Here is a 26,434-nt window from a genome sequence, read left to right on the forward strand (position 1 = left end):
CGGAATCAGTTTTTCTGAGTGACAGCGTCGCTTCAGGCCCCGATATATCGTGTGCGAAGTCGGAGGTGATCACGGTGCATCCGGTCCCATGACAGCCCCAGCCCGGGGTGTCACGGAGCCGAAAGGTGACCGTATGAGCAAGACCGACAAGACCCGGCCCTGGTGGGTGCGTATGGCCGACGCGCCGATGGCGACCTGCCTGCCCGTGCATGATCATCGGTTCGGGCCGTGCACGCTGCCGGACGAGATCACCGCCGAGAGCGCGTCCCTGGGCTACCGCAAGGGCGGCTGCCACTGGGGTGCCCCCACCTTCTACGTGTTCGGTTGCGGCACCAGGGGCGGGAATCGGGAGTGGTACCACTTCCTACGGGAAGAGCGCCGCCGCAGCCGTCACCAGGCACGCCGTGAGCTGCGCGCCTATCACGGCGAAGACTGAAAGACGGAAGACCGGAAGAAGACGGAGGGCCGGATGCCGGCGGGCACCGGCCCTTCCCCGTCTGGCCGGTGCGACCGTGAGCGCCCCGCCTCGACCGCCGCGGTGGTGCCGGCGGCCAGGTCGGCTCCCCTTCGGCCGGCGGTCAGGACGGGGGTCGGCGGTCGTTGCCGGGGATCCACGTCGTGAGGGTGTCGAGGATCACGTTGAGCCCGAATTCGAACTCGTCGCCGAAGTCGTAGCCGGGCCGGAGGATGTGTTCGGTCGCCATCTCGACGAGGTGGGGATATTCACCGGAGGCGAACTGCCGCATTATCGGCTCGGCGACTTCGGCGGCGGCGTCGGGGCCGTGGAAGGGCAGCGCGGCCTCCTGAAGCGCGAATCCGTACACGTAGCTGTCGAGCAGGGCGTAGGCGTGGGCGGTCATCTCCACCGAGAAGCCCGCCCTGCGCAGGGTGCCGATGGTCGCGTCGTGGTGCCGTAGCGTCGCGGGGCCGGGGGTGGTTCGTGACTCCAGGAGCCCGAGCGCCCAGGGGTGACGCCTCAGCACGCGACGGATCGAGGCCGCCCGCCGCCGCATCTCCGCGCGCCACTCGCCGTCGGGCGACGGCAGCTCGATCTCGCTGAAGACGAGATCGACGATGCCGTCGAAGATCTCGTCCTTGTTGGAGACGTAGTAGTAGACCGACATGGGCTTGACGCCGAGCTCATGGGCGAGCGAGCGGATCGTCAGCGATCCGAGCCCACCCGCGTCGGCGACCGCGACGGCGGCGCGCAACACCCGTTCCCGGCTGAGTGGAACACGATCCTGAGGGTTGCCGCTGACCGGCTTCGACATCTGGCCTCCGGGCGATGACACGTTCGTACTTTGTACGATACCGTCGTCGTACTAAGTACGACGACGGCCGTCGTCGCCCGTGATGGAAGGAAGCCATGTCGACGAGAACTGCCGGACGAATCGTGGGAGCCCTGTTCCTGCTGGCGTTCGTCGTGTACATCGCAGGCGGCGCCCTGATCGACTCCGGGTCAGGCACCACGAACATGCTGTCCGACGTGGCGGACAACCGGATGCGGGTGTCGGCGGGGGCACTGCTGATGCTGGTCAACTCCGCCGCCGTCCTCGGCATCGGAGTGCTGGCGTTCCCCGCGCTGAAGCCGCACGGCGAGATCTCCGCCCACGCGTACCTGGCCGGCAGGACGATCGAGGCGGTGATGCTGACCGTCGGGATCGTCTTCCTGCTGCTTCTGGGACCGCTCGCTCAGGAGTATGTCGACGCCGGCGCCAACGGCGCCTCGGTCCTACCGGCGTTGGGGCGGATCGCGAAGGAAGGGAACCACTACTGCTACCAGATCGCGATGATCTCGGTGGGGGCCGTCGGCGTGTTGTTCTGCCGTGTGCTGTTGCGCGCACGGCTGGTGCCCCGCTTCATGGCGGCGTGGGGGCTGGTCGGCTATGCCGTCTTTCTGGTCGGGGCGATTCTCGAAGTCCTCGGCTACGGCGTCGGCGTGGCCCTGTCAGTCCCGGGCGGCCTCTTCGAGGTCGCCCTGGGAGCGCTGCTCATCGCGAAGGGCTTTCCCGAAGGGCAGAGCCGAGACCACGACGGACCGACCGGCAGTATGTCGCCCACCGCCATGGCACCCTCCGAAACGTCCGGCGCCTGATGAAACCTGCCGCTTGGCCGAGACGTGTCTCGGCCGAGTCGGCCTGGGTCGAAGCCTGTGGCGGGCACGCCCGGTTCGTCCCAGATGGCGGCGTGTGTTGCCGCCGCTCAGATGGCGGCGTGGGTGTTGCCGCCGCGGTCGGCGAGGGAGTCGAGCCAGCAGGTCAGACAGGCCCCTTGGCGGGTCATGATCTCTGGGTCGCGTAGGGCGTTGGCCAGGAGTGACATGCCCTGGTAGGCGCCGACGAACGTGAGTGCGAGGTCGTCGGGGGCAGGCAGGCCCAGTTCGCGGAACTGCTGCTCCGCCCAGTCCAGAAGCAGCCGGATGACCTTGCCCGCTTCCAGATCGAGACCTCCTTCGGCGCGTTTGTCGAGTTCGACGGCCAGGGTGCCGGCGGGGCAGCCATAGCGGGCCGCGAGGTCGCGCTGACCGACCCACGCATCGACCATGGTCTTGAGGCGCTGGAGCGGGTCGGGGAGCTTGTCGAGCGCGCCGGTGAGTTCGGCGAGGTGCCCGGCATGCTCGGCGAGGGCGGCCTGGACCAGCTCGTCCTTGGTCTTGAAGTAGTAGTACACGTTCCCGACGGGAACGTCGGCGGCGGCGGCGATGTCGGCGATGGTGGTGCGCTCCACGCCCTGGTGATGCAGAACCTGGGCGGCTGCGGCCATCAGTCGCTGCCGCTTGCCAGCCCCCCGCGCCGACACTCTCACTGAGTTGGTCACCTTACTAACTATAGACAGACAGCCATCGGATTGTGCTACCGTCTTTCTCAGTCAGCCAACTAACTAACTCATGGAGAACGAAATGATCGTGGTGACTGGAGCAACCGGCAACGTCGGCCGCTCACTCGTGCAGATACTCGCGGCGACCGGCGAGCAGGTGATGGCGACCTCCCGGAACATCTCGCCGGCGGACGTGCCGGAGGGCGTCGGGCACGGGCAGGCGGACCTGGCCGACGTCGAGAGCCTGCGGCACGTTTTCGACGGCGCCGACGCGCTGTTCCTGCAAAGCGGCGCCAGCGCGCACTCGCTCAACCCGCAGGACATCCTCGACGTCGCCAAGGCCGGGGGCGTCCAGCGAGTGGTGTTGCTGTCCTCTCTGGGGGTGGTGACCCGGCCGCAGTCGGCCTCTCACGGGATCCTCATGCGGTCCATCGAGGACGCCGTCCGGCAGTCGGGCATGGAATGGACGATCTTGCGGCCCGGCGGCTTCGATTCCAACACCTACGCCTGGGCCGAACAGGTCCGTACGGCGCGGGCCGTCGCCGCGCCCTTCGGCGATGTCGGCCTGCCGACCATCGACCCGGCCGACATCGCCGAAGTCGCCGCAGTGACACTGCGCGAAGACGGCCACGCCGGGCAGATCTACGAGCTGACCGGCCCCGCCCTCATCACGCCCAGGCAACAGGCCGAAGCGATCGGCGACGCCCTCGGCGAACCCATCCGGTTCGTCGAGCTGACCCGCGACCAAGCCCGCGCGCAGATGCTGCAGTTCATGCCCGAGCCCGTGGCCGAGACCACCCTCGCCGTCCTCGGCGCGCCCACCCCCGCCGAACAACACATCAGCCCCGATGTCGAGCGCGTCCTCGGCCGCGCACCCCGCGCCTACGCCGTCTGGGCACAACGCAACGCCGCAGCCTTCCGCTGAACGCGGCTCCTCCGCTCCCTGAACGCGGTGACCTTCCTCAGGACTTCACTTCTTCCCGGGGAAGGCGGCGCTCAGCGCGGAACCGCGGGTAATGAAGGCGACGCCGATCAGGGCCAGCGCGGACAGGCCCTGAAGCACGGCGTACCACGCTGGGCAGAGGCCGGGGATCAGGTCGACGCCGATGATCGCGATCGGCATGATGGTGGACAGGGTGCGCACGCGGTCGAAAGCCTTGTACGACCCCTCCGAAGCGCGGACGGTCATCCGGTAGATCAGCGGGGTGACCGCGAGCAGGATGGCTCCCCGGATCCACATGAACGAGGTCGCCTCGTGGCCGGTGAACGCCATCACGGCGACCACCCCGAGGACGATGGCGCTGACGGCACCGAAGAGCAGGATGCACTTCTTCACCGTGGTGAAGGCCTCCTGGGTGCGGGCGTCGCCGAGGTGCGCCGTCGCGGTCGTGATGTCGCCGGCGTTCGCCATGATCTTTCTCCTCCGTGTCGTTGTGGTAGCGATGTTATGGAGCGCCCGGCCGGCCCGATATGGGCTTGGCCGTACGGGTGGGTGGGGCCAGACCCACTCCTGGGTCGGTGGCAGGCTCCGGCGATTCGAGTTGCTCGTCTAGCCGCCGTACGGGGCCAGCACCGCGTAGCAGGCCAGGCCCCCGTAGACGGCCGCGACCGCCTGCCGCTGCCCGCGCAGCAGCCGGGGCCGCCGCAGCAGCAGGCGCCGGACCGTGCCGCCGAGCAGCGCGTACGCCACGTCCATGGCGAGGCCGAGCAGGAAGAACACCGCGCCCAGCAGCACGGTCTGCTGGCGCACGTCGTCCCCCGGAACGGTGAACTGCGGCAGGAACGCCACCATGAACAGCGCGACCTTCGGGTTGAGCACGTTCACCAGCACCCCGTCGCGGTACACCCGGCCGAGTGACTGGGGTGGAGCGTCGCCGGTCAGGGACAGCTCGGCCGGGCGCAGCAGTGTGCGCACGGCCAGGTACAGCAGGTATCCGGCCCCGGCGAACCGGACCACGGTGAACGCCGTGCCTGACGCCGCCACCAGCGACGACAGGCCGAGCACCGCCGCGGCCACGTGCACCAGGGTCCCGGTCTCCACGCCCAGCGCCGACACCACCCCGGCGCGCCTGCCCTGGCTCACGCTCCTGGTCAGGATGTAGATCAGGTTCGCGCCGGGTGCGGCGATCAGCGCGAACGAGGCCACGGCGAACGCGAGCAGCCGCGCATACTCCGGCATCAGCCGCGCTCCAGTGCGGTGTCCAGCAGGCCGAGCGGGGGTGCGCCGAGGTCGAACAGCGCGGTGTGGAACCTGCGCGGCGAGAACCCGGCGCCCCAGCGCTCGCGCGCCTGGTCCCGCAGGTCGCGGATGGCCAGCTTGCCCCACGCGTACCCGCCGCAGAGCGGGTCGAGCAACAGCCGGTGCACCGCCCTGGTGGCGGTGCGGCCCTCCAGGAACGCGTCCTCGGTGAACCGGCGCGTCGCGTCCGCCACCGACAGGTCCCCGCTGTGCAGCCCGATCGAGCAGATCAACCGGGTGATCCTGAGCAGCCCGTCCCTGGCCACCGCCACCGGGAACCCCGGGTCGGCCGACCGGAAGCCCTGTTCCAGCGCCAGTTCCTCGGTGTAGTGCGCCCAGCCCTCGGTGAACGCTTCGGACAGCCAGGTACGGCGCACCGGCGAGGCCACCTGTCGCAACGCCCTGCCGTGCGAGAAGTGGCCGGGAGCCACCTCGTGCACGGCGATCACCGGCAGGAACGACCGCGCGTACAGCGACAGCCACTGCTCGCGGTCCCGCTCCGGCCAGTCCGATCCGGGCGGGGTGACGTAGAACCGGCTCGGCGCGTCCGGCTCCCCCGGCGCGGCGGGCACCATCGCCGCCACCTGCCACGGCTGGGACGGCGGTGTCGGCCCGACCAGGCACTCGCCGTCGTCGTAGGGCACCAGTCCCTCCTCGGCCGTCCACGCGATCACCTCGGCGACCAGTGCGGTGGCCTCGCCGACCACCTGGTCCGGGGTGGGCCGGTCGGCCAGCAGCGCCCGCACGGTCCGCTCGCTCGGCGCGTCCGGGTCGATCCGGCGGCAGGACTCGTCGAGCAGCTGCCGCAACCGCTTCCGTTCCAGCTCCGCATGAGTGACCAGGTCGGTGAGGTTCGCGTCCAAGGCCTCGGTGGCCGACAACAGCGCGGTCAACGCGGATGCGCCCAGCGCGGCGGTGGGCTCGCCGTGCCCCGCCGCGTGTTCCAGGTGTGCCACCAGCCGGTCCAGCGCGCCCAGCGCGGCCGGGTCGTGCACCCCGGTGGCCAGCCCACGCGCCGCGGGCAGCGCGGCCGTGGCGACCGCGGCGGGCACCCGGTCCAGCGCGGTCACCGCCGCGTCCACCGCGTCCGGCCAGGCCGCCAGGTGCGCTCGCCGCGCCTCGGCCCGCTCCGCCTCGGCGGCGTACTCGCGGTCGTAGCAGGTCAGCTCCAGGTTGGCGATGTGCCACAGCGGATTGGAGCGGTGCAATTCCAGCTCGCCGAACGACACCCGCAGCGTGTGCTCGGCGGCCAGCGCCAATGCCTCGTCGTATCGATCCGGGTAGCCGGGCCCGCCCAGCGCGGCCAGCCCGGCCCGCACCCCGGACGGGGACAGATCCTGCGGCACCCCGTCGTACTCGTGCCTGCCCGCCCGTTCCCGCGCGCTCGGCACGGACAGGTCGCAAATCGCCTTCAGTCGGTTGTCCACGCGGCAAGCCTGTGCGATTGGACTGCGGTCCAAACGGTCCACTTCCCGCCGAAGTGGACCGTTTTCCGGTGTCAGCTGTCGATGACAGATCGCCGCCACCCGCAGGGGGCAAGGACTGAGGCGGATGTCATGCCGTTAACCTCTGGCAACAGCGGCTCGTACACCCGTGCCAGTGACTCCTCCGCTCCCTGAAGAGAGCGGCTTCTCGCTTCCCTCGGCAGAGGTAGGCGACGGCCAAGCCCTGACCGTTTCAAACAAGGGAACCGTAACAGGGAAGCGATTCCCCTGCCGGGTAAACCCGGCAGTCCCCTCACCAGACCTGATGGAGAGAAAGTGGACCGGCATCGCGGGATGTCCGAACCATCCGAACTGATCGACCTGCTGGGCGAGTGGAGTTCGGCCGAGGGACCGCTGTACCGGCGGCTCACCGAAGCGTTCGTCCAAGCCGTACGGTCCGGGGACCTGCGTACCGGTGACCGCCTGCCGTCCGAGCGGCGGCTCGCCGACGCTCTCTCGGTCAGCCGGGCGACGGTGGTCGCCGTCTACGACGCACTGCGCGGGTCGGGCCTGGTCGAGACCCGTCGGGGCAGCGGCACGCGGGTGTCGGAAGCAGCCGTCGTCCACCGGGTTCCGGCGGACGGGCGGGTGCAGGGAGGCCAGGCCACCGCGGTGATCCAGCGGCTGGTGGCACAGCCGCCGAACCTCATCTCGCTGGGACAGGCGGCTGAGGCCGGCGGTCCGGATCTGGCCCAGGCGCTGCTCCACCTGGTCCGCGAGGACCTGCCCGGGCTGATCCTCGACGCGGGCTACCACCCGGCCGGACTCCCCGCGCTGCGGGCAGCGATCGCCGCCCACCACACCGCGCACGGACTGCCGACCACGCCCGACCAAGTGATGGTGACCACCGGTGCCACGCAGGCCGTCACCCTGAGCGCCCAGCTCTACCTCGGACGCGGGTCGACCACGATCGTGGAATCCCCCGGGTGGCCGGGCTGCCTGGACGTCCTCAGAGCGGCCGGCTCACGGCTGGTCGGCGTCGAACTCGACTCCGACGGCATCCGGATCGACCGGCTCGCCGCCGCGCTCGCCGAACACCGGCCCGCGCTGCTCTACGTCATGCCGACCTACCACAACCCCACCGGCACCCTGATGTCCGCCGGACGCCGTCGCCGAGTGGCCGAGCTCGCCGCAGAACACGGCGTCACCCTCCTGGAGGACAGCGCCCACGCGGCGGCTCTCGCCCCCGGGCAGGCTCCGCCGCCGATCGCCGCGCACCCTGCCGGAGGAACCGTGCTGACGGTGGGTTCGCTGACCAAGGCGGTATGGGGCGGCCTGCGGATCGGCTGGATCCGCGCGCCGCAGGACGCCGTGGCACGCCTGGCCCGGCTCAAGGCGCTCAACGACCTCGGCAGCCCGCTCCTCGACCAAGCCCTCGCCACCCGGCTGCTCCCCGAGCTCCCGGCCCTCGCACCCGAACGGGACCGCGTCCGCCGTGAGCGACTCGCCACCATCACCCGGCTGCTGGCCGAGCAGCTTCCACACTGGCGCTGGCAGGAACCACAGGGAGGATCCGTCCTGTGGATCCGGCTTCCCCCGGGCACCGACGCCCGGATCTACGCGCAGGTGGCACTGCGCCACGGCGCGGAAGTCATCCCGGGCGCCACGATGGATCCGACCGGCGCCCACGACGACTACATCCGCCTCCCCTGCTCCTTCGCCCCGGACACCTCGGCAGAACTGGTCAGCCGCCTCTCGACGGCCTGGGCCGCACTGCCCCGGAGCAGTGGCTGTACCGGATCCAAGGATTCAACACTTTCGCCCCGAAGTTCGTCTGGGATGTGACGGATTTCGGAAAGGCGAAGGTAATTGGACGACGACTCCCGCTTCGCGGACTTCGTCGCCGAGCGGGCCGACGCGCTGTTGCGTTACGGCTACGTGCTCAGCGGCAACCCCCACGACGCGGCCGACCTCACCCAAGAGGCCCTGATCCGGCTGCACCGCGCGTGGTCGCGGGTGCGCCGCAAACACGATCCGGAAAGCTACACCCGGATGATCATGGCTCGGCTGCACATCAGCGTCTGGCGGCTGCGCCGTCGCGAGCGGCTCACCTGGGACCTGCCGGAGGGGGCCCATCTGGACGCCCTGCCCTCCGATGTCGAGCAGGGCCTGTGGCAGGCGCTCGAAGGCCTGCCCCGCAAGCAGCGGGCCGTGCTCGTCCTGCGCTACTACGAGCAGCTCACCGACGAGGAGATCGCGGCCGTTCTCGGCGTCTCCAGGGGGACTGTGCGCAGCCACGCCTCACTCGGCCTGAACAAGCTCCGCTCCGCCGTACCGCACCCCACAGCCATGGATAGGAGCGCCCGATGAACGACCATCTGGAAGACGACCTCCGCAGGGCCCTCGGGCACGCCTCCGAGCGCGCGCCGCACGCGCCGAGCAGCCTGTCCTCGCACATCGTGACGTCCTCTCGGCGGCGCAGGACGCGAGCGCAGGCCCTGGTCGCCGCCGTCGCCGTGGCGGTGGTGGCGGGCGGGGTCGGGGTGACGGTGCGCGGGGTCCAGGGCGACCCGGCCTCTCCCGTCGTGAGCCCGACCCAGGTGCCGAGCGCCGAAATCACGACCCCGTCCCCCGCCGATGAACAGGCGCCTGAGGCGCCCGACCCCGTCGAGGAGGTCTGGCCGCAGGCGGTCAGGAAGATCCCGGCCAAGCTGCCCGACGGGCGCAGATTCCAACCGCAGGGCTTCATCGACGACCACACGCTGCTCGTGCAGACCCAGTCGAGTTTCGAGAAGGCCGACGCCATCTACGCCTACGACATGGACAGCGCCGAGGTCCGCAAGATCGCTGATGTGCCCACGCCGAGGAAGACGGTGCTGTTCGCCTCCGACTTCACCATCGGCGCCGGACAGGTGGCCTGGTGGACGGCCCGCAAGACCGGCGACGGGGAGATCGCCGATCTGTGGGCGGCTCCGCTCTCCGGCGGCGAGGCCCGGCTCGTGGCCTCGCATCGGAACGGCAAGAGCGGGGCACTCGACCCGCCGGCCATAACCGGCGACGGCAGGATCGCCTTCTCCTTCAGGCAGGGTGACGGCGTCTTCACGGTCCCTCTCGGGGGCGGGGCCGTGGAACCGGTCGCGGGCGCGGAAAAGTATCACATCATGAGCTGGCCGTGGGTTGGTTCGGGCGGGAAGTACAACCACTCCGAGAAGGCAAACTTCGGCGAGCTGCTCAACGTGGAGACCGGGGAGAAGCGCACGGTCTCGATCAATCCGGGCGAGTGGGGGCTGCGGTGCGGGGTGACCATGTGCGTCGGCAGGAAGTCCGGCGGCAAGCCCTTCTCCCGGCTGCGTGACGGCTCACAGGAGCGCGACCTGCAGGATTACCCGATGATGGGGCTTGCCGCCGACCGTTTCCTCACCGTCCATCTGCCGAGGCCGGGTGGCCAAGTCCTGCACGACCTGGCCACCGGCAAGTCCGGCGACCTGGGGATACGCCCCAATGCCGAAGGTGTGTCGGTCTCCGTGCAACCCGGCAGGAAAGACGGCCGCCTGGTGGACTATCCGCTCAAGGGCGAACTTGTGATCATCGACCTCACGAAGATCCGGTAAGCGGCGCACTCTCACCCGACATGGCGAGGGGCGGAGCGCCACCGGCTGCTCCGCCCCTCGCCGGACGCGCTCGACAGCGCGACCCGGCTCCTCGAACGCGTTACTCCTTGATGTTCTTGCGGAGCGCGGCGTAGTACAGCCCGATTCCCATACCGCCCACCAGGGCCACCGCGCTGACGGTCTTGCTTCCCGCGCCGAAGAGCGCGGTCAACGCCATCACGGCGGCGAAGACCGTAGGAATGGCGATATCGAGGGTCTTGCGGTTCACGATTCTCCTTCTACACGACGGCGCCACGACGGCTCCGTCAGGCGAAGGTGATCGTCTCATCAGAGACTCTTGACGGGTAGCCTCATGACAGGAAATATCGGGAAGTAGATATATGTAGGGAACCCGATATTTCTTGAGGCGACCATGACGAGGACGCAGGATCAGCGCAGGGCCGACACCCGCGCCCGGCTGATCGAGGCCGCCTCCGACCTGTTCGCCCGGAAGGGGTTCCACGCGGTGTCCGCCGAGGCCATCAGCGGCGCCGCCCATCGCACGACCGGTGCCCTCTACAACCACTTCGGCGGCAAGGAAGGCCTGCTGCTGGCGCTGCTGGAGGTGTGGAAGGACCAGGCAGCGACCGAGCTGCTCGCCGGGTTCGGGGAGATGACCGAGCTCGACGACCGGCTGGCCGCGGTGTACGACACGCTCACCGACGGGGATCGCGGTGCGTCATGGCTCCTGCTGGAGATGGAGCTGTGGCTGCACGGCGCGCGCGACCCCCACATCGGCGAACCCCTCGCCAGGCGGTACGCCGAGATCCGGAACCTGCTGGCGGAAGGCCTGAGCGACTGGGCCGAGCTGGCGGGGAAGCCCCTTCGAAGATCACTGGAGCACACCGCGGTCGCGGTGCTGGGTGTGCTCATCGGCTGCGCGATCCAGCACCGGCTGGATCCTCCCGCGGTCGAGTCGCAGGCCGTCGTCGAAAGCCTGCGTGACCTGCTCGGTCTGTAGACCCGGGCACCGCCGTCCGGTCCGCAAACCCGGGCGCCGCCGTACCACCCGCCCGGTCGGCAGGGCCGGGCGTCGCCGTACCACCACCCACTCCCGGAACACGCGCCGAAAGGGAGCCCCGACCATGCAGATCAACCTGCTTGAAGACACCTGGGAACAGGAAGTTCCGCACCGCCAGTTCGAGTATCTCCGTCGCGAGGCGCCGGTCCACTGGCACGAGGTTCCCGACGACACCGGCTTCTGGGCCATCACGAGATACCACGACGTCAAGGCGATCAGCCGCGACCCGCACACCTGGTCCACCGAGATCGGCACCGCGTTCATCCGCACCCAGACGCAGGAGTTCATCGACGTCGCGAGCCTGATGCTGCTCAACATGGACCCGCCCAAGCAGACCCGCTACCGCAGGCTGGTCAGCGCCGGATTCACGCCCCGGATGATCGCCAAGCTGGCCGAGACCATCCAGACCCGGTGCGAGCGGATCGCCGACCAGGTCGTCGAGAAGGACGGCGAGGTCGAGTTCGTCACGGACGTCGCCGAGTACATCCCGCTGCAGATGATCTGCGAGATGCTCGGCGTCCCCGAGACTGACCACCACCTGGTCTTCGAGTGGTCCAACCGCATGGTCGGTTTCCAGGACCCCGATTTCCGCACCACCCCGGAGGACGGGGAGATCGCCGCCGCCGAGATCTTCGGCTACTGCGACGGGCTGGTCGAGGAGCGCCGTAAGAGTCCCCGCGACGACATCATCACCGCACTCGTCCAGGCCGAGATCGACGGCGACCGGCTCACCCGCGAGGAGATCGACGCGTTCTTCGTGGTGCTCTGCGTGGCCGGGAACGAGACCACCCGCAACCTGATCTCCCACGCCATGCTCGCGCTGATCGAACGCCCGAACGTCTACCGCGAGCTGGCCGCCAACCTCGACGACGAGGCCCTGTGGCGGTCGGCCACCGAGGAGTTCCTGCGCTGGGGGTCCTCGATCCACAACTTCCGCCGTACGGCGACGCGGGACACCGAGATCCACGGCCAGAAGATAGCCAAGGGCGAGAAGGTGGTCACGTTCTACATGTCGGCCAACCACGACGAGCAGATCTTCACCGACCCGCTGACCTTCGACATCCGCCGCGCCCCCAACGACCACGTGACCTTCGGCGGCGGCGGCCCCCACTACTGCCTGGGTGCCGGCCTGGCTCGCCTGGAGATCCGATTCATGATCCGTGAGCTGCTGCGCCGCTTCCCGTCGGCCGAGCTGGCAGGGCCCGTTCGCCGCATGCGCTCCGACTTCATCAACGGGATCAAGCACATGCCGGTCCGCTTCGGGTAACCCGCGCTCCGCCGTCGGAGGTCATCCGGTGCCGAGGGCCCGCGCCGCGGCGCCGAGGCAGCGGGCGCCTTCGACCAGTTCGGCGATGCCGGCGGCGGCCGCGAAACCCAGCCGGAGATAGGCGTCCGGGGGTTCGGCGGGAAAGTAGCGGCTGCCGGAGTTGACGGCCACGCCGTGGGCCCGTGCCACATCGGCCATGGCGAGGTCGTGGCATCCGGGGGGCAGTTGCACCCACAGGTGCAGCCCTCCCGCCGGGAGCCGGGTGAGCGTCCAGTCGGGGACCTCGCGCGCGAGGGCGTCGGCCAGCGCCGCGCAGCGTTCCCGCAGCGCTGCGGAGAGAACCTGCAGGTGCCGGTCCCAGGCCGGTGTGCTGACCAGCTCGACGGCCGCCTCCTGCAGAGGCCGGGCGACGAAGAAGTCGTCGACGTAGCGCATCCCCCGCAGCCGCCGCATCACCGGGCCGCGTGCGATCACCGCGCCGATGCGCAGGCTCGGCGATGCGGGCTTGGTCAGCGAGGTGAGGTGAATCACCGTGCCGTGGCGGTCGTCGGCGACCAGCGCGGGCGGCACCGGCCGGCCGTGGCCGAGGTGCCGGGCGAAGTCGTCCTCGATGAGGAAGGCTCCCGCGGCGCGCGCCACGTCGATGATCTGGCTGCGCCGGGCGGGCGCGAGCACCGTGCCGGTCGGGTTGTGGAACGTCGGCTGGCAGTACAGCAGGCGAGCGCCGGTCATGGCGAACGCGTCCGCCAGCAGTTCGAGACGGATGCCGTCCTCGTCCATCGGGACGGGCACGGGCCGCAGCCCGGCCGCCCGCGCCGCGGCCAGTGCGCCGGCGTAGGTGGGCGACTCCATCAGGACCGGGCTGCCCGGTGCGGCGATAGCCCGGAACAGCATGGACAGAGCCCCCTGGCCGCCCCCCGTGACCAGCACGTCCTCGGGGCTCACCGCGCTTCCCGCCTGCCGGGCGAAGATCGCGCGCAGTGGTGCCAGGCCCGCCGTCGGAGCCCGGTGCCACGCGTCCGGGCGGCGTGCCGCGCGGGCCAGGGCCGCGCTCAGCGCCCGGGTCGGATGGAGCGTCTCGTGCAGGTAGCCCCCGGCCATCGAGATCCCTCCTTCCGGAAGAGGGTGCGACGCCTCGACGGCATGGGCCGGGTCGAAGTCGCGTCCGGCCAGTGCCACCGCCTGCCAGGAGGTGTCCGGCGCATCGCCCTCCGACCGGGCGACGCGCGGGGCCACGAACGTGCCGCTGCCGGGGCGGGTGACCACGGCGCCTTCGGCGGCCAGCGTGGCGATGGCCCGCGACACGGTGCCCGGGCCGACCCGGTAGCGCTGGGTCAGCTCCCGGCTGCTCGGCAGCCGGTCTCCGGGCGCCAGCCGGCTCAGCAGCGCGCGCAGGCTGGTGACCAATTCGCCAGAAGTGCTACTGTCTGACATGAGAGATAACAGTAGCACTTCTGACCACAGCCCGGAACCACTACTGGACGTCGCGGCCCTGCGGGCCGATACTCCCGGCTGCGAGCGGGTCGTACATTTCAACAACGCCGGCTGCGGCCTGCTGGCCGCTCCGGTGCTGTCCGCGATGCTCGGCCACCTCAACCTGGAAGCGCACATCGGCGGCTACGAGGCCTCGGCCGCCCGCGCCGAGCAGGTGCGCGGCTTCTACACCGAGATCGCCGCCCTGATCAACTGCACGCCCGGCAACATCGCCTTCGCCGGCAGCGCCACCCACGCCTACTCCACCGCGCTGTCCTCGATCCCGTTCGAGGCCGGTGACGTCATCCTCACCACCCGCAACGACTTCATCTCCAACCAGATCGCGTTCCTGTCCCTGCGCAAGCGGTACGGCGTGCAGATCGTCCACGCCCCCGACACGCCGGAGGGCGGGGTGGACGTGGACGCGATGGCCGCGCTGATGCGATCGCACCGCCCCCGGCTGGTCAGCGCCACCCACATCCCCACCAACTCCGGCCTGATCCAGCCCGTCGCCGAGATCGGCAGGCACTGCCGCGAGCTGGACCTGCTGTACCTGGTCGACGCCTGCCAGTCGGTCGGGCAGTACCCCGTCGACGTGGCCGAGATCGGCTGCGACCTGCTCACCGCGACCTGCCGAAAGTTCCTGCGCGGCCCGCGCGGCACAGGTTTCCTGTACGTGTCCGATCGCGTTCTGCGGGCCGGATACGAACCGCTGTTCATCGACATGCACGGCTCCCGCTGGGTCGAGCCCGGCCGGTACCAGCCCGTCGAGTCGGCGGCCAGGTTCGAGGAGTGGGAGTTCCCCTATGCCTCCGTGCTCGGCTGCGCCGCCGCCGCACGCTATGCCCGCGAGGTGGGCGTGGACGCCATCGCCCGCCGTACCCCTGCGCTCGCGGCCCGGTTGCGCGACCGGCTCGACGCCATCCCCGGAGTGCGCACGCTCGACCGCGGACCGAAGCTGGGAGCCCTGGTGACCTTCGAGATCGAAGGCTGGCAGGCGCAGCCGTTCAAGGCGGCGATGGACGCCCGAGGCATCAACTCGGCGCTCAGCTTCCGCGAGTTCGCGCAGTTCGACTTCGGCGACAAGGACGTCGACTGGTGCCTGCGGCTGTCGCCGCACTACTACAACACCGACGAGGAAGTCGACCTGGTCGCCGCCGCCGTCGCCGAACTCGCGGGCCGCTGATGCAGGAGACACTCACATCGCCCGGTCCGGCGGCGGAAAGCCTGTGGCGCAACGGCGACTTCCTCAGGTTCTGGCTCGGCGAGAGCGTGTCGCTGCTCGGAACCCAGGTCACCAACCTCGCGTTACCCCTGACCGCCATCAGCGCGTTCGGCGCCACTGACGAGCAGGTCGGGATACTGCGGTTTCTCCAGCTCGTTCCCTTCCTCGGGCTCGCCCTGCTGATCGGGGTGTGGACCGACCGGGTCCGGCGCAGGCGCGTCATGCTCGCCGCCAACCTCGTCAGGATGTCCCTGCTGGCGCTTGTCCCGGTCCTGTACTGGTACCACGCCCTGAACCTGGTGACACTGCTGGTCATCGGATGTGCCGTCGGCATCGCGTCGGTGTTCTTCGACGTGAGCTGGATGTCCTACGTCCCCACGCTGGTGAAGAGCCCGGCGCGATACGTCGAGGCCAGCGCCAAGCTGAGCATCAGCGCCTCCGCGGCCGACGTGGCCGGTCCCGGGGTCGCCGGTGTGCTGGTGTCGGCGTTGACCGCGCCGGTGGCCCTGGTCGTGGACGCGGCCTCATACGCCGTGTCCGTGATCTCGCTGCTGCTCATCCGCACACCCGAGCCACGCCCGCGGCCCGCCGCGAAGCGGCATGCGCCGACGGAGCTGCGCGACGGGCTCCGCTGGGTGCTGGGTGACAGGGTTCTCCGCGCTCTGGCGCTGATCGGGTTCTGCTGCAACTTCTCAATGGTCACCGTGTGGACCATGTTCCTGCTGTACGGCACGCGGGATCTCCAGCTCCCTTCGACGACCCTCGGCGGCATCTTCGCCACGGCCTCCGTGGGTGGTCTGATCGGCGCGATGATCTCCGGGCGGGTCATCAGACGGTTCCGGCTCGGGCGTGTCTACCTGGTCGCGCAGTCGGCACTGCTGCTGGGCCCGACGCTGATCGCGACAGCCGCCGGGCCCCGGCCGGTGATGATCGGGATGTTCGTCCTGTCCTTCTTCACCACCTACCTGGGCCTGGGCGTCGCCGGGGTCATCATCGTCAGCCTGCGCCAGGCCAGCACGCCGCAGTCGATGATGGGACGGATGACAGCGGTGTTCCGGACACTGCTGTTCGGCGGCGGCGCCCTCGGCGGCCTGTCCGCCGGTCTCCTCACCGGTCAGCTCGGCGCCAGGGGCGCGCTCACCGTGGCCGCGATCGGCTCGGCCACTGTCGTGATCGGACTCGTCGTCTCCCCGGTCAGCAGGTTGCGCGCCCTGCCGACGGCGCCGAAGGAAGAACCCGTGGCCGCGTAACCCCAGGAAACCGCCACATTCCACCCCCTGAACAACAAGGAAGCCACATGTTCGACCGTCTGCTCTATCGCGGTCCCTCGATCGAGGTCCTGCATGAGGAGTACGCCAAGAAAGGACGTCTGGATGAGCGGGCACCGCTCACCGCCGCCTACGAAATCCGCATCGAGGCACCCATCCGGCAGGTGTGGAAGCTGCTGAGCGACCCGCCCGGGTGGGGAACCCTGGACCCGGACATCCATGCCATCGAGCTCGGCTCCGCCGTCGCCGTGGACACCCCCTTCACCTGGAAGAACGGCATGGCGCGGATAAAGTCGCGCTTCGCCGTGGTCCAGCCTGAACGGGAGATCACCTGGACCGGCGTGTCGGCGGGCGCCTACGCCGTGCACCGGCACGTGCTGGAGGAGACCGCCGACGGCGCCACACTGGTGCGGACCGAGGAGTCCATGGGCGGCCCCTTCCTGATCCTGTTCTTCTCCAACGCCAAGCTCCAGGCGACGCTGGAGAAGTGGCTCACCGCGCTCAAGAGGGCGGCCGAGGCATGAGGATCGCCAGGCCGGGCCCGGTCGCTGACCGGGCCTGGACCTCCCTCACCGTCGCCAACGCGGGGCTGGCCCTCGCCCTGGAAGCGGGAATGCTGGCCGCGTTGTGCTACTGGGGCATCAAGACCGGCGCCGGCCCCGTCTCCCGGACGCTGCTGGCCGTGGGTGCGCCGGTCCTGGCAGGCGTGGTGTGGGGGTTGTTCCTCGCCGCCGGAGGACCGATGGTGCCGCTGCCACTCGCCGCGGAGATCGTCGTCAAGGTGGCGACCCTCGGCACGGCCGCGCTCGCCCTGTACGACACCGGGCTCGTCACCTTGGCCATGGTCTTCGGCGGTCTCTCGGTGCTCAGCGTCGCCGTGGAGTACACCGCCGGCTGAACCGGGCAGGCATCGACGCTCTGGCGGAACGCGTGAGTTGTTCATCCGGTGTCCGGCTGATGGCTCCGCCGGCCGGGATCAGCTTGCCGAGGTTGACGAAGAGGCTGATGCGGTGGGTTCACCATCTCACGATCGGGTGTCGTTCCAGGTCGTGCTGGTGCGGAAGTAGGTGTCGTAGAGCTCCTGGACCTCCAGCAGGCTCTCCGGCGGCACCTTGCCGTAGGCGATGCGCTCCAGGTGGCGGAAGTACTCGAATCGTTCGACGCCCGGGGTGATGACGATGAGGATGTCGGCGTTCTCGCCCGGAGCGGCGGCGAAGGCGTGGGCCAGGCCGGGCGGCACGATGACCAGGTCGCCGCGTTCCGCGGTGACGATCTGGTCGCCGGACAGCAGCTGGGCGACGCCGTCCAGCATGTAGAACATCTCGGCCGAGTTGGCGTGGTGGTGCGGTTTGGCGCCGTCGGCGCCGTTGGTCAGGGTGACGCGTTGGGTGGACAGGGCGCCGCCGGTGGAGCTGCTGTCGGCCAGCAGCCGGATGGTGGTGGGGGCCTGGCCGATGACCTCGGCGTCGGCGGAGCGGACGATCACGGACTCGTTGAAGTCCGGCACGATCAGTGACATCTGTGTGATTCCTTTGGGAGGTGGGGTTTGGGGTTGGGGGATGGGTTCAGAGGGTGAAGAGCAGGGCGGCGCTGATGAGGACGGCCACGGTCGTAGCGCAGTGGCGTTGCCGGCGGTGGTAGCCCGCGTCGCGGGACAGCACGCCTAGTCGCCGTCTCGGGCCACCGTGATCGCCTCGGTGAACCGGCGATATCGGGACAGTTCCTCGCCCACGGGTTCCAGCACGAGCTCGCGGGCGACCTGGCCCACGCTCACGCCAAGCGCCTTGGCCGCCTTGCGTGCCCGGCGGCGGCCACCGAGCCAGGCCGCCACCCGCGAGAGCAACGCGATCACCGGCCCGAGAAGGGCACCGCCGATCAGCAGCAGGGTCGGCCAGGGCAGTTCACCCACGGTCGGCAGAGGAGGCTGCGGAAGCCGGAGATAGTCCATGCCGAGCAGGCCGAGCAGCCAGAGGCCGCCCACCAGCATGGTCGCGAACACCAGCCACTGCGCCAGGCCGACCGCCCGCCACCATACGGGCCGCTCGGGCGCGCCCAGATAAGTGGTGGCCACGACCCGGTCGAGACCGTCCTCCAGCTCATCCCCGTGCGAGCGGGCCGCCTGCCGTACGGCCGCCGCCCACGGTTCGGGAAGTCCCGCCGAGGCCGCCCCGGCGGCCTCCCGGATCGCGGTGTCCATCCGGGAGCGCTGCACGACGGTCGTGACGGGGATCGAGGTCCGGCCCACGGGGGCGTCGGAGTTCTGGGTCGCGGAAGCGCCCAGGCGGAGACGCCGGAGCGGGTCGGGCCGGAACCGGCGGATCCACCGGGTCAACGGCCAGCCGGTCGCGACGACCGAACGATGGCGGTGAGCCTTGGCCACGGCCTCGACGACGATCGGCACCCCCGCGGCGTCCGACAGCGCGGCGGTCAGCGGCCTGGCGAGGTCGTCCATGGACACCTCCGGCACCGCAGCCATCACAACCGCGCCCGAACCGGAACCGGCACCTCCGGAAAAGCCAGAACCGGCACCCGAACCGGAACCGGAACCCGCACCCGCACCCGCACCCGCACCGATCGGCTTATCCACGCCCGCACCGGACCTCGCGGCGCCACCGGCACGACCGTCCGTGCCGCTGGACGCCCTGACGAGCGTGTCCGCGGCCGTACCCACATCGGCGGCCAGGCGGGTGGCCCATGATCTCCGATCGGCGACCCGGGCGGCCAGCAGGGAACCCAGCTCAGGCAGACCCGCCCCGGTGCGTGCCGACACCCCGAGCAGTGGCACCCCGGCCAGTCCGTCCTCGTCGAGCAGCCGCCGCAGATCCGCGAGGCAGCGTTCCGTGGCGCCCGGGGGCAGCCTGTCGATCTGGTTGAGGACGACGACCATGACGCCCCGATGCCGGGCCAGCGGCCGGAGATATCGCTCGTGCACGGCGGCGTCGGCGTACTTCTGCGGATCGAGCACCCACACCAGCAGATCGACCAGCTCGACCAGCCGGTCCACCTCCAGCCGGTGCGTCAGCTCGATCGAGTCGTGATCAGGAAGGTCGAGCAGGATCAGCCCGGCCGCGTCGCCGTCCGCCCAGGCTGCCCGGCCGGGGGCGCCCGCCTCGCCCCGGCCTTCCGGCGCTTCCGGCGCGAGCGTGTGGGAGGCGCCCGCGGTGGGCACCTCGTGGCGGCGGGGAATCTCCAGCCAGTCGAGCAGCGGCCCGGCCCCCGCGCCCTTCCAGAGCGCGGCCTGCGCGGTCGAGGTGGTCGGGCGGGTGACCCCGACCACGGCGAGGTAGGTACCGGAGAGAAGGTTGAACAGCGAGGATTTGCCGCTGCCCGTGGCCCCGGCCAGCGCGACCGCGGTGTGGTCGACGGACAGGCTTCGCCGTACTCCGGCGCGGGAGACCACGGAACGCGCCCCGGCGACCGCGTCGGCGGCCAGCCGACCGTCGGCCAGGTCGGCGGCCTCCGCCAGCGCCTTCAGCCGATCGTCCAAGGAGACGGGGCTCTTCCGCCGCAGCAGTTTCACGCCTCGCCCGCCTCTCGGTCGGTCGTCCGGGGAAAGGCGTCCGGAGGCTGGTCGTTCGGCTGGTCGTTCGGCTGGTCGTTCGGATCGTGAGCGGCGTGCCTGTCACCGGCCGGAAGTACGAACCCGGTGGGCGCGGGGGGAAGCCGCCCGTGCCGCTCCCCCTCCGGCGGCGTCCCCGGACGGCCCTCCCCCTCCGGCGGCGACCTTTCCGGCAGCGACTTTTCCGGCGGCGACCCCTCCGGCGGTGCCCCCTCCGGCAGCGCACCCTGGCGGTCCGTGACGGGAAGCTCTCGCCGGTGATCCCGTACGGCGTGCGCGGCGGCGCGCAGGGCGAGGGCGGTGTCTTCGGGGGGCTGGACGGCGTCGAGAAGGTCGGTGAAGCGGATGGCCTCGGCACCGAGAAGATCGGCGACGCGGGACCGCAGGTCGGTGCGTGCCTTGACGGTGAGGGTGCGAACGGCCTGGTCCCCGAAGATGGCCTCCAGGAGTTTCTGGCTCAGCACGCTGGTGCCCCCGGCGATGCCGACCTCTATCCCGGTCAGGCCGCCGGTGGAGGCGAACACCGCGAGCATCAGCAGCAGGCCGGCGCCGTTGACACCGTAGGAGGTGATCCGGGCCGTGGCCCGCTTGTCGGCGCCCTCCTCACGGACCAGGCCGAGCACATACGCCTGCCAGCTCCGAACCGCCGCCTCCGCCCTCACGGGCAGGTCGGCCGAGGCCCGGCCCAGACGCCCGGCCGCCGTGACCCCGGCCGCCTCCAGCAGGGCGCGCCCCGCCGGGTGCGACGACCACGACTCCAGCGCGTGTTCGGCGGCGCTGTCGGCCGAGGCCCTGATCAGCGCCTCCACCCCGCTTTCCAGCGCGACTCTCAGCTCGTTCTCGGACGCGGGCCGTCCGGTGAGCAGCGCCACCAGCCGATCCCTGAACCGGCCCACCCTGCGCTCCAGGGAACGCATCAGGTCGCCCGTTCCGATGAAGTCCTGCCAGCGGGCCAGCACCTCGCCCCGGAGCAGCGAGCCGTCCAGCATGCCCACGTCGAAGGAGGCCAGCCCCCCGGCGTAGGCGGCACCGGTCATCGAGCGGAGATCTTCTGCCGCGGTGAGCTGGCGATCCACCGCGTCGGCGAGCGCGGGGACACGGGTCGCGAGGCTCTCCAGCGCGCCCGACAGGGTCTGGCGCACCACGTCGGCACGGGCCTGGGAGTCGGCCGCGATTCCGGCCAGCCAGTCGGCGACGGGCTGGACCGCCGAGTGCGGCAGCCGGGCGTTCTCTTCGGGCAGCACGAGCTCCGGCACCTCGAACAGGCGCGTCCCGCCCAGCCCGTTGACCTCCAGCAGCCGGGTCAGATCCCTCTTCACCACACCCAGGGCCTCCTGCGGGACCCGCGACAGGATGATGGCCAGGGCGGTGCTCCGCTCCCGAGCCGAACGCAGGAAGCCCCACGGCACCTCGTCCGCGTAGCGGGCGGCCGTTGTGGTGAACAGCCACAGGTCGGCGGCGGCGAGAAGCTGGGCGGCCAGCTCACGATTGGCGGTGACGACCGAGTCGATGTCCGGCGGGTCGAGCAGGGCCAGGCCGGGCGGGAGATCCGGAACGGTGACCACCCGGAGGGTGCCCGGCTGGCCGTGGCCGTCCCCGGTGACGCGGGGAAGCCCGGGAAGGATGTTCTGGGCGGTGAACCAGGCCTCATCGGCGGGGCTGGTGACCAGGGTGGGGGCGAGGGTGGTGGGCCGCAGGACGCCCGGGACGGAGACGTCGGCGCCGACCAGGGAGTTCACCAGGGTCGACTTGCCCGCCCCGGTGGAACCGCCGACGACGGCCAGCAGCGGGGCGTCGATCGCGCTCAGGCGGGGGATCAGGTAGTCGTCGAGCTGGCCGGTCAGCTCGCGCAACGCCCGGCGGTCGGTCTCGACGTCACCGATCGCGAGGGGCAGCAGGTCGAGGTCGAGGCGGCGTCGCAACTCCCGCAGCGCCTCGAGCAGCCCGTCGTTCCCACCCATAGGACCGATCCTTCCCGTCAGGAAGGGCCCTAGACGTGATTTTGCCCCACCGCTCGACCGGGTTACGGGGGCGAACTCGGTAGAGCGATGGGGCCTTCCCCCGAGCTTCACGTGGAGGGTTGTACCGGACTCGTCTCCCCCGCAGCTGGAGACGAGCCTGAACCCACCGCGTGATCACGGGGTGATCGGGGGTCACGCGTTGCCCATTGGAGCAAGCGAAGCTCAAGGTCCGGTCAGTCCAAGCTGAATGTTCGCTGAAAGTTCAATCACCCCGTGGCGGTCGCAGGACGTAACCCACTCCGCGCAGGGTGTGGATGAGCCGCGGCTCGACCATGTCGATCTTCCGGCGCAGATAGGAGACGTAGGACTCGACGACCCCGGCGTCGCCCCCGAAGTCGTAGTTCCAGACATGATCGAGGATCTGCGCCTTGGACAGTGCCCGGCCGGTGTTGACCATGAAATAGTGCAGCAGCTTGAACTCGGTGGGCGACAGCCGTACCGGCCTGCCGGACCGCCACACCTGGTGCGCCTCCTCGTCCAGCTCCAGGTCGCCGACCTGCAGGCGGGACGGGAGGTCGAGGTCTCCCCTGGTACGGCGGAGCACCGCCCGGATCCGGGCCACGACCTCCTCCAGGCTGAACGGCTTGGTCACGTAGTCGTCGGCCACGCGCAGGCCGGCGACCTTGTCGTCGGTCGCGTCCCGCGCGGTCAGGAAGACCACCGGCATCTGCCCGTTCATCTCCCGCAGCCGCCCCGCCACCGTGAACCCGTCCATGTCGGGCAGCATGACGTCCAGCACGACGAGGTCCGGGCGGATCCGCTCGGCGAAGTGCATGGCCTCCCGCCCGTCCGCCGCGGTCATCACCTCGAACCCGAACCTGCGCAGGCTGGCCGAGAGCAACTCGCGGATGTTCGGCTCGTCGTCCACGATCAGCAGCCTGGCCTCGACTCTGTCCAGCACAACACGAGGCTTGCTCACCCTCCTGGAGTGCAGCTCAGGTCCGGCTGAAGATTTCCTGAGAACCGAGTCAGTTTCGGGCGTCATACGCTTTGATCACACCGCCGGAAAGTCTCCGTCAACAGCCTGAGCTCTCCCCCGCTTGCCGGGTTCGGCGGCATCAGCCGGATTCGGCGGCGAGCGGAAGGCTGACCCGGAACGTGGAGCCCTTTCCCAGGCAGGACTCCACGGTGACCGCGCCGCCGTGGGCCTCGATCATGGTGGCCACGATGGCCAGGCCGAGACCGCTGCCGCCGTCCTCGGGCGCGCGGCGGCCGCGGGCGGAGTCGACGCGGTAGAACCGCTCGAAGACGCGCTCGCGCTGCTCTGCGGTGAGACCCGGGCCTTCGTCGGTCACCTCGATGACCGCCATGCCGTTCCGGGCATAGAGCGTCACCCGCACGGGGGTGCCGTCGGGCGTGTGGGTGAGCGCGTTCGTCATCAGGTTGCCCACGACCTGGCGGAGCCGTACCTCGTCGCCGGAGACGATGAGCGCGGCGCCGTCCACCGAGAGGGTGATCTCGCGGCTGGGGGCGAGGATGCGGGCGTCGTGGACGGTGTCGGCGGCGATGGCGAGCAGGTCCACCGGACGCATGACCATCGGCCGCTGCTGGTCCATCCTGGCGAGCATCAGCAGGTCGTCCACCAGCAGGCCCATCCGGACCGCTTCGGATTCCACCCGGCGCAGCAGGGGCGCGGCGTCGATGTCGGGCGCCTGCCGGTAGAACTCGGCGAAGCCGCGGATCGAGGTCAGCGGCGTGCGAAGCTCATGAGAGGCGTCGGCGACGAACCTGCGCATGCGCTCCTCGGACCGCCGGGCGGCCGTCTCGGATTCCGATCTGGCCCGGAATGCGGTCTCGATCTGGGAGAGCATGCTGTTCAACGACTGGCCGAGGCGGCCCACCTCGGTGCTCGGGTCGGCGTTGGCGACGCGTCGGCTCAGGTCTCCGGCGGCGATGGCCTGGGCGGTGCGCTCGATCTCCTCCAGCGGACGCAGGCTCTTCCGTATGATCATCACGCCCGCTCCGGCGAGTGCCAGCATCAGCCCGCCGCCGCCGAGCAGTTCCACCAGGGCGAGCTGGCCGACGATCTGGCGGACCTCGGCCAGATCCACGGCCAGGACGAGGCTCTTGCCGTCCTGCACCGGGATCATGCGAACCCGCCATTCGGCGCTGTGGAACGGCTCGATCCCCTGCCCGGCGGGCACATGCGGGCTGGGCTTGCCCTCCACGTCGGCGCCGCTGGCCGAGAGGATGATCGCCCCCTTCGGGTCGCGGAGCTCCAGCTTCATGTCGGCCGGCAGCGGTTTGCCGATCAATGTGAAGTTGCCGCGGTGCATGCGGCGCAGCGCGCCCTCGGCGATCAGGCCTATCTGGCTGTCGACACGGTCGATCAGGTAACCACGCATGATCGAGACACTGCCGATGCCGATGAGCGTGAGCGCGATGGCCAGCAGAACCAGAATGATCGCGATCAGTTTCACCCGCAGCGGGGTGCTCTTGATCATCATCGGGTAGGTGGATGGCGCAGCACGTAGCCGACTCCGCGCAGGGTGTGGATCAGCCGGGGGTCGGTGTTGTCGATCTTCCGGCGGAGCACGGAGACGTAGGATTCCACGATCCCGACATCGCCCCGGAAGTCGTAGTCCCAAACGTGATCGAGAATCTGGGCCTTGGACAGCACTCGCCCGGCGTTCGCCATGAAGTAACGCAGAAGCTTGAACTCCGTCGGCGACAGCGCCACCGCCTTACCCTTGCGCCACACCTCGTGGCTCTCCTCGTCGAGTTCGATGTCGGCGAAGGTGAGCCGGGGCGGGCGGGCGAGAAGGTCTCCCGTGCCGGTACGGCGGAGCACCGCCCGGATCCGGGCCACGACCTCCTCCAGGCTGAACGGCTTGGTCACGTAGTCGTCCCCGCCCACCGTCAGCCCCCGGATCTTGTCCTCGATGGCGTCACGCGCGGTGAGGAAGAGCACGGGCGTGTCGGTGCCGCCGCCGCGCAGGCGCCGCACGACATCGAACCCGTCCATGTCGGGCAGCATGACGTCGAGGACGATGAGGTCCGGGCGATGGCGCTGGACCGCGGCGACGGCGTCCATTCCATTGCCTGCCGTGTTCACCCCGAATCCGGCGAATCGCAGGCTTGCGGCCAGCAGTTCGAGAATGTTGGGCTCGTCCTCGACGATCAGGAGACGGGCTTCGGGTGAGTCGGTCACAGGATTATCTTCACGCGCCCAGAGAGAAAGGAGTTAAGTGGTCAATACAGAGGTTATCCCCACGATATGCCTTGCGATCGCAAGGCTGGACGTCGCCGCCGGCGAAGGGGCGTTCCTCACCAAAGTGATCCGTCCGTGCACGTCGATCGCGAAGTCGTCCAGCATGCCGCCGTCGCCCGCAACGGCCTGAGCCCGCACTCCGCCCGCGGTCCTGACGAGGTCGGCCCTGGTGAGCGCGGGCACGTAGCGGCGCGCGTCCGCCAGGAAGGACCTCTTGGTCATCGAGCCGAGCACCTCCCTCACCCCGGTCCGCCAGTGCTTGGCGGCCAGCCGACGGGTGCCCTTCCAGGCCAGGATCCGGCGTAGGTCGGCCAGATCGACGTCACGCCAGGAGTAGCCCTCCAGGGCCAGAGCCATGACCGCGTTGGGGCCGACCAGGACCTCTCCGTCGATCCTGCGGGTCAGGTGCACGCCGAGGAACGGATAGCGAGGATCGGGAACCGGGTAGATCAGCCCGCGCACCAGATCCTTCGCCGCGCCGGCCAGCGCGTAGTACTCCCCCCGGAAGGGGACGATCCGCACGTCTCCGGCGGCTCCGGCCATCCGGGCGACGTTGTCGGTGCCCAGCCCGGCGCAGACGATCAACCGGTCGAAGCTCAGCTTCCGCTGCCCGGCCAGCACGTCCACCCCGCTCGCGGTCTCCCGCAGCGCGCGGACCGGATGAGAGAGCAGCACCGACCCACCCGTCTCCTCCACGTCGCGGGCCAGGCGGCGGGCGACGGCGGGGAAGTCGACGATCGCGGTGTGCGGGGAGTGCACGGCGGCCACCCCGACAGCGTGCGGCTCGATCTCGCGCAGCGCCAGCGCGTCCAGCTCGGCGATGCCGGGGACCCCGTTGGCATGGGCGCGCTCGGCGATCTTCCGCAGACCCGGCCGCTCGGCCGCGGTGGAGGCGATGACGAGCTTGCCGACCTCCTCGTAGGGGATGCGATGCTCAGCGCAGTATTGCCTGAGCAGAGCCACGCCCTCCCGGCAGAGCCGGGCCTTGAGCGAGCCCGGCTGGTAGTAGATCCCCGCGTGGACGACGCCGCTGTTGTGCCCGGTCTGATGGGCTCCGACGTGATCCTCCTTGTCGAGGACGGTCACGTTGGCACCGCGGGTCCGCGCCACCTCCCTGGCCACCGCCAGGCCGACGATCCCCGCTCCGACGATCCCGATGTTCACGGCGTGCTCCTTCCGAGCAGCCCGCCGACCTTCCTGACGAAGCCGGATGCCCCGGTCACCAGAACGCGCATGCTCGAAAGGTAACGGCAACCCTC

Annotated in this window: 26 protein-coding genes; 12 read left to right on the plus strand and 14 right to left on the minus strand. The window is 70.2% G+C overall.

Annotated elements, in window-relative coordinates; all coding sequences use genetic code 11:
• Window positions 1-133 precede the first annotated feature (133 nt).
• A complete protein-coding gene (locus ACFY2X_RS18400; RefSeq protein WP_389939585.1) occupies window positions 134-436 on the plus strand; it encodes a hypothetical protein in 303 nt (100 codons plus the stop codon).
• A gap of 142 nt (window positions 437-578) precedes the next feature.
• Here ACFY2X_RS18400 and ACFY2X_RS18405 read toward each other — a convergent pair whose 3' ends face one another.
• Window positions 579-1,271, minus strand: coding sequence for a TetR/AcrR family transcriptional regulator (locus ACFY2X_RS18405; RefSeq protein ID WP_389939587.1), 693 nt, complete (start codon window positions 1,269-1,271; stop codon window positions 579-581).
• A gap of 95 nt (window positions 1,272-1,366) precedes the next feature.
• Between ACFY2X_RS18405 and ACFY2X_RS18410 the strand changes: the two genes are divergently transcribed.
• Entirely contained in the window at window positions 1,367-2,095 is a 729-nt protein-coding gene (locus tag ACFY2X_RS18410; RefSeq protein ID WP_389939589.1) for a DUF4386 domain-containing protein, read from the plus strand.
• 107 nt (window positions 2,096-2,202) lie between these two features.
• Here ACFY2X_RS18410 and ACFY2X_RS18415 read toward each other — a convergent pair whose 3' ends face one another.
• The gene (locus ACFY2X_RS18415) at window positions 2,203-2,817 is read right to left on the minus strand and encodes a TetR/AcrR family transcriptional regulator (RefSeq protein WP_389939591.1); all 615 of its coding nucleotides are present in this window, start codon (window positions 2,815-2,817) and stop codon (window positions 2,203-2,205) included.
• 82 nt (window positions 2,818-2,899) lie between these two features.
• Between ACFY2X_RS18415 and ACFY2X_RS18420 the strand changes: the two genes are divergently transcribed.
• The gene (locus ACFY2X_RS18420; protein WP_389939593.1) at window positions 2,900-3,742 is read left to right on the plus strand and encodes an NAD(P)H-binding protein; all 843 of its coding nucleotides are present in this window, start codon (window positions 2,900-2,902) and stop codon (window positions 3,740-3,742) included.
• 45 nt (window positions 3,743-3,787) lie between these two features.
• Here ACFY2X_RS18420 and ACFY2X_RS18425 read toward each other — a convergent pair whose 3' ends face one another.
• The 3 genes from ACFY2X_RS18425 to ACFY2X_RS18435 form a co-directional block, all read right to left on the minus strand.
• Complete coding sequence (locus tag ACFY2X_RS18425; protein WP_389939595.1) at window positions 3,788-4,228, minus strand: hypothetical protein; 441 nt, start codon at window positions 4,226-4,228, stop codon at window positions 3,788-3,790.
• A 138-nt stretch (window positions 4,229-4,366) separates the two neighbouring features.
• The gene (locus tag ACFY2X_RS18430) at window positions 4,367-4,996 is read right to left on the minus strand and encodes a LysE family translocator (RefSeq protein ID WP_389939597.1); all 630 of its coding nucleotides are present in this window, start codon (window positions 4,994-4,996) and stop codon (window positions 4,367-4,369) included.
• On the minus strand, window positions 4,996-6,483 hold the full coding sequence (locus ACFY2X_RS18435) for a DUF885 family protein (protein WP_389939599.1): 1,488 nt from the start codon (window positions 6,481-6,483) through the stop codon (window positions 4,996-4,998). The genes ACFY2X_RS18430 and ACFY2X_RS18435 overlap by 1 nt, the downstream gene beginning before the upstream one ends.
• 351 nt (window positions 6,484-6,834) lie before the next feature.
• On the opposite strand from ACFY2X_RS18435, the gene ACFY2X_RS18440 reads away from it, so the two are divergent.
• From ACFY2X_RS18440 to ACFY2X_RS18450, 3 genes are read left to right on the plus strand one after another with little or no spacing between them, the layout of a single operon-like run.
• Entirely contained in the window at window positions 6,835-8,325 is a 1,491-nt protein-coding gene (locus tag ACFY2X_RS18440) for a PLP-dependent aminotransferase family protein (protein ID WP_389939601.1), read from the plus strand.
• A 24-nt stretch (window positions 8,326-8,349) separates the two neighbouring features.
• Window positions 8,350-8,850, plus strand: coding sequence for a SigE family RNA polymerase sigma factor (locus tag ACFY2X_RS18445; protein WP_389939603.1), 501 nt, complete (start codon window positions 8,350-8,352; stop codon window positions 8,848-8,850).
• A complete protein-coding gene (locus ACFY2X_RS18450) occupies window positions 8,847-10,091 on the plus strand; it encodes a hypothetical protein (protein WP_389939605.1) in 1,245 nt (414 codons plus the stop codon). The genes ACFY2X_RS18445 and ACFY2X_RS18450 overlap by 4 nt, the downstream gene beginning before the upstream one ends.
• Before the next feature lie 100 nt (window positions 10,092-10,191).
• On the opposite strand, the gene ACFY2X_RS18455 is transcribed toward ACFY2X_RS18450, so the two are convergent.
• Window positions 10,192-10,359, minus strand: a complete 168-nt coding sequence (locus ACFY2X_RS18455; protein WP_389939607.1) for a hypothetical protein — start codon at window positions 10,357-10,359, stop codon at window positions 10,192-10,194.
• Between the two features lie 144 nt (window positions 10,360-10,503).
• On the opposite strand from ACFY2X_RS18455, the gene ACFY2X_RS18460 reads away from it, so the two are divergent.
• The gene (locus ACFY2X_RS18460; protein WP_389939609.1) at window positions 10,504-11,091 is read left to right on the plus strand and encodes a TetR/AcrR family transcriptional regulator; all 588 of its coding nucleotides are present in this window, start codon (window positions 10,504-10,506) and stop codon (window positions 11,089-11,091) included.
• Between the two features lie 124 nt (window positions 11,092-11,215).
• A complete protein-coding gene (locus ACFY2X_RS18465) occupies window positions 11,216-12,418 on the plus strand; it encodes a cytochrome P450 (RefSeq protein ID WP_389939611.1) in 1,203 nt (400 codons plus the stop codon).
• Between the two features lie 21 nt (window positions 12,419-12,439).
• Here ACFY2X_RS18465 and ACFY2X_RS18470 read toward each other — a convergent pair whose 3' ends face one another.
• On the minus strand, window positions 12,440-13,852 hold the full coding sequence (locus ACFY2X_RS18470; RefSeq protein ID WP_389939613.1) for a PLP-dependent aminotransferase family protein: 1,413 nt from the start codon (window positions 13,850-13,852) through the stop codon (window positions 12,440-12,442).
• On the opposite strand from ACFY2X_RS18470, the gene ACFY2X_RS18475 reads away from it, so the two are divergent.
• Genes ACFY2X_RS18475 through ACFY2X_RS18490 form a run of 4 tightly spaced genes read left to right on the plus strand, consistent with a single transcriptional unit; the run spans window position 13,851 to window position 17,282 of the window.
• Entirely contained in the window at window positions 13,851-15,077 is a 1,227-nt protein-coding gene (locus ACFY2X_RS18475) for an aminotransferase class V-fold PLP-dependent enzyme (RefSeq protein WP_389939615.1), read from the plus strand. The genes ACFY2X_RS18470 and ACFY2X_RS18475 overlap by 2 nt on opposite strands.
• Window positions 15,077-16,366, plus strand: a complete 1,290-nt coding sequence (locus ACFY2X_RS18480; protein ID WP_389939617.1) for an MFS transporter — start codon at window positions 15,077-15,079, stop codon at window positions 16,364-16,366. Before ACFY2X_RS18475 ends, ACFY2X_RS18480 begins: the two co-directional genes overlap by 1 nt.
• A gap of 47 nt (window positions 16,367-16,413) precedes the next feature.
• Entirely contained in the window at window positions 16,414-16,908 is a 495-nt protein-coding gene (locus ACFY2X_RS18485) for an SRPBCC family protein (protein ID WP_389939619.1), read from the plus strand.
• Window positions 16,905-17,282 carry a YrdB family protein gene (locus tag ACFY2X_RS18490; protein WP_389939621.1) on the plus strand — a complete coding sequence of 126 codons (378 nt, stop codon included), beginning with the start codon at window positions 16,905-16,907 and terminating at the stop codon, window positions 17,280-17,282. The genes ACFY2X_RS18485 and ACFY2X_RS18490 overlap by 4 nt, the downstream gene beginning before the upstream one ends.
• 126 nt (window positions 17,283-17,408) lie before the next feature.
• Here ACFY2X_RS18490 and ACFY2X_RS18495 read toward each other — a convergent pair whose 3' ends face one another.
• The 7 genes from ACFY2X_RS18495 to lhgO all read right to left on the minus strand — a co-directional run bounded on the left by ACFY2X_RS18495 (window position 17,409) and on the right by lhgO (window position 26,339).
• Window positions 17,409-17,903 (minus strand): cupin domain-containing protein, encoded by a 495-nt coding sequence (locus ACFY2X_RS18495; protein WP_389939623.1) that lies wholly within the window; start codon window positions 17,901-17,903, stop codon window positions 17,409-17,411.
• A gap of 144 nt (window positions 17,904-18,047) precedes the next feature.
• Window positions 18,048-19,904 carry a GTPase gene (locus ACFY2X_RS18500; protein WP_389939625.1) on the minus strand — a complete coding sequence of 619 codons (1,857 nt, stop codon included), beginning with the start codon at window positions 19,902-19,904 and terminating at the stop codon, window positions 18,048-18,050.
• The gene (locus tag ACFY2X_RS18505; protein ID WP_389939627.1) at window positions 19,901-21,904 is read right to left on the minus strand and encodes an ABC transporter; all 2,004 of its coding nucleotides are present in this window, start codon (window positions 21,902-21,904) and stop codon (window positions 19,901-19,903) included. Before ACFY2X_RS18505 ends, ACFY2X_RS18500 begins: the two co-directional genes overlap by 4 nt.
• A gap of 262 nt (window positions 21,905-22,166) precedes the next feature.
• Entirely contained in the window at window positions 22,167-22,865 is a 699-nt protein-coding gene (locus ACFY2X_RS18510; protein WP_389939629.1) for a response regulator transcription factor, read from the minus strand.
• Between the two features lie 157 nt (window positions 22,866-23,022).
• A complete protein-coding gene (locus ACFY2X_RS18515; RefSeq protein WP_389939631.1) occupies window positions 23,023-24,411 on the minus strand; it encodes an ATP-binding protein in 1,389 nt (462 codons plus the stop codon).
• Window positions 24,408-25,115, minus strand: a complete 708-nt coding sequence (locus ACFY2X_RS18520; protein WP_389939633.1) for a response regulator transcription factor — start codon at window positions 25,113-25,115, stop codon at window positions 24,408-24,410. The genes ACFY2X_RS18515 and ACFY2X_RS18520 overlap by 4 nt, the downstream gene beginning before the upstream one ends.
• Before the next feature lie 33 nt (window positions 25,116-25,148).
• Entirely contained in the window at window positions 25,149-26,339 is a 1,191-nt protein-coding gene (lhgO, locus tag ACFY2X_RS18525) for an L-2-hydroxyglutarate oxidase (protein ID WP_389939635.1), read from the minus strand.
• Window positions 26,340-26,434: the final 95 nt, after the last annotated feature.

It is taken from the genome of Streptosporangium sp. NPDC000396, from assembly GCF_042898655.1.
Lineage (GTDB): Bacteria > Actinomycetota > Actinomycetes > Streptosporangiales > Streptosporangiaceae > Streptosporangium.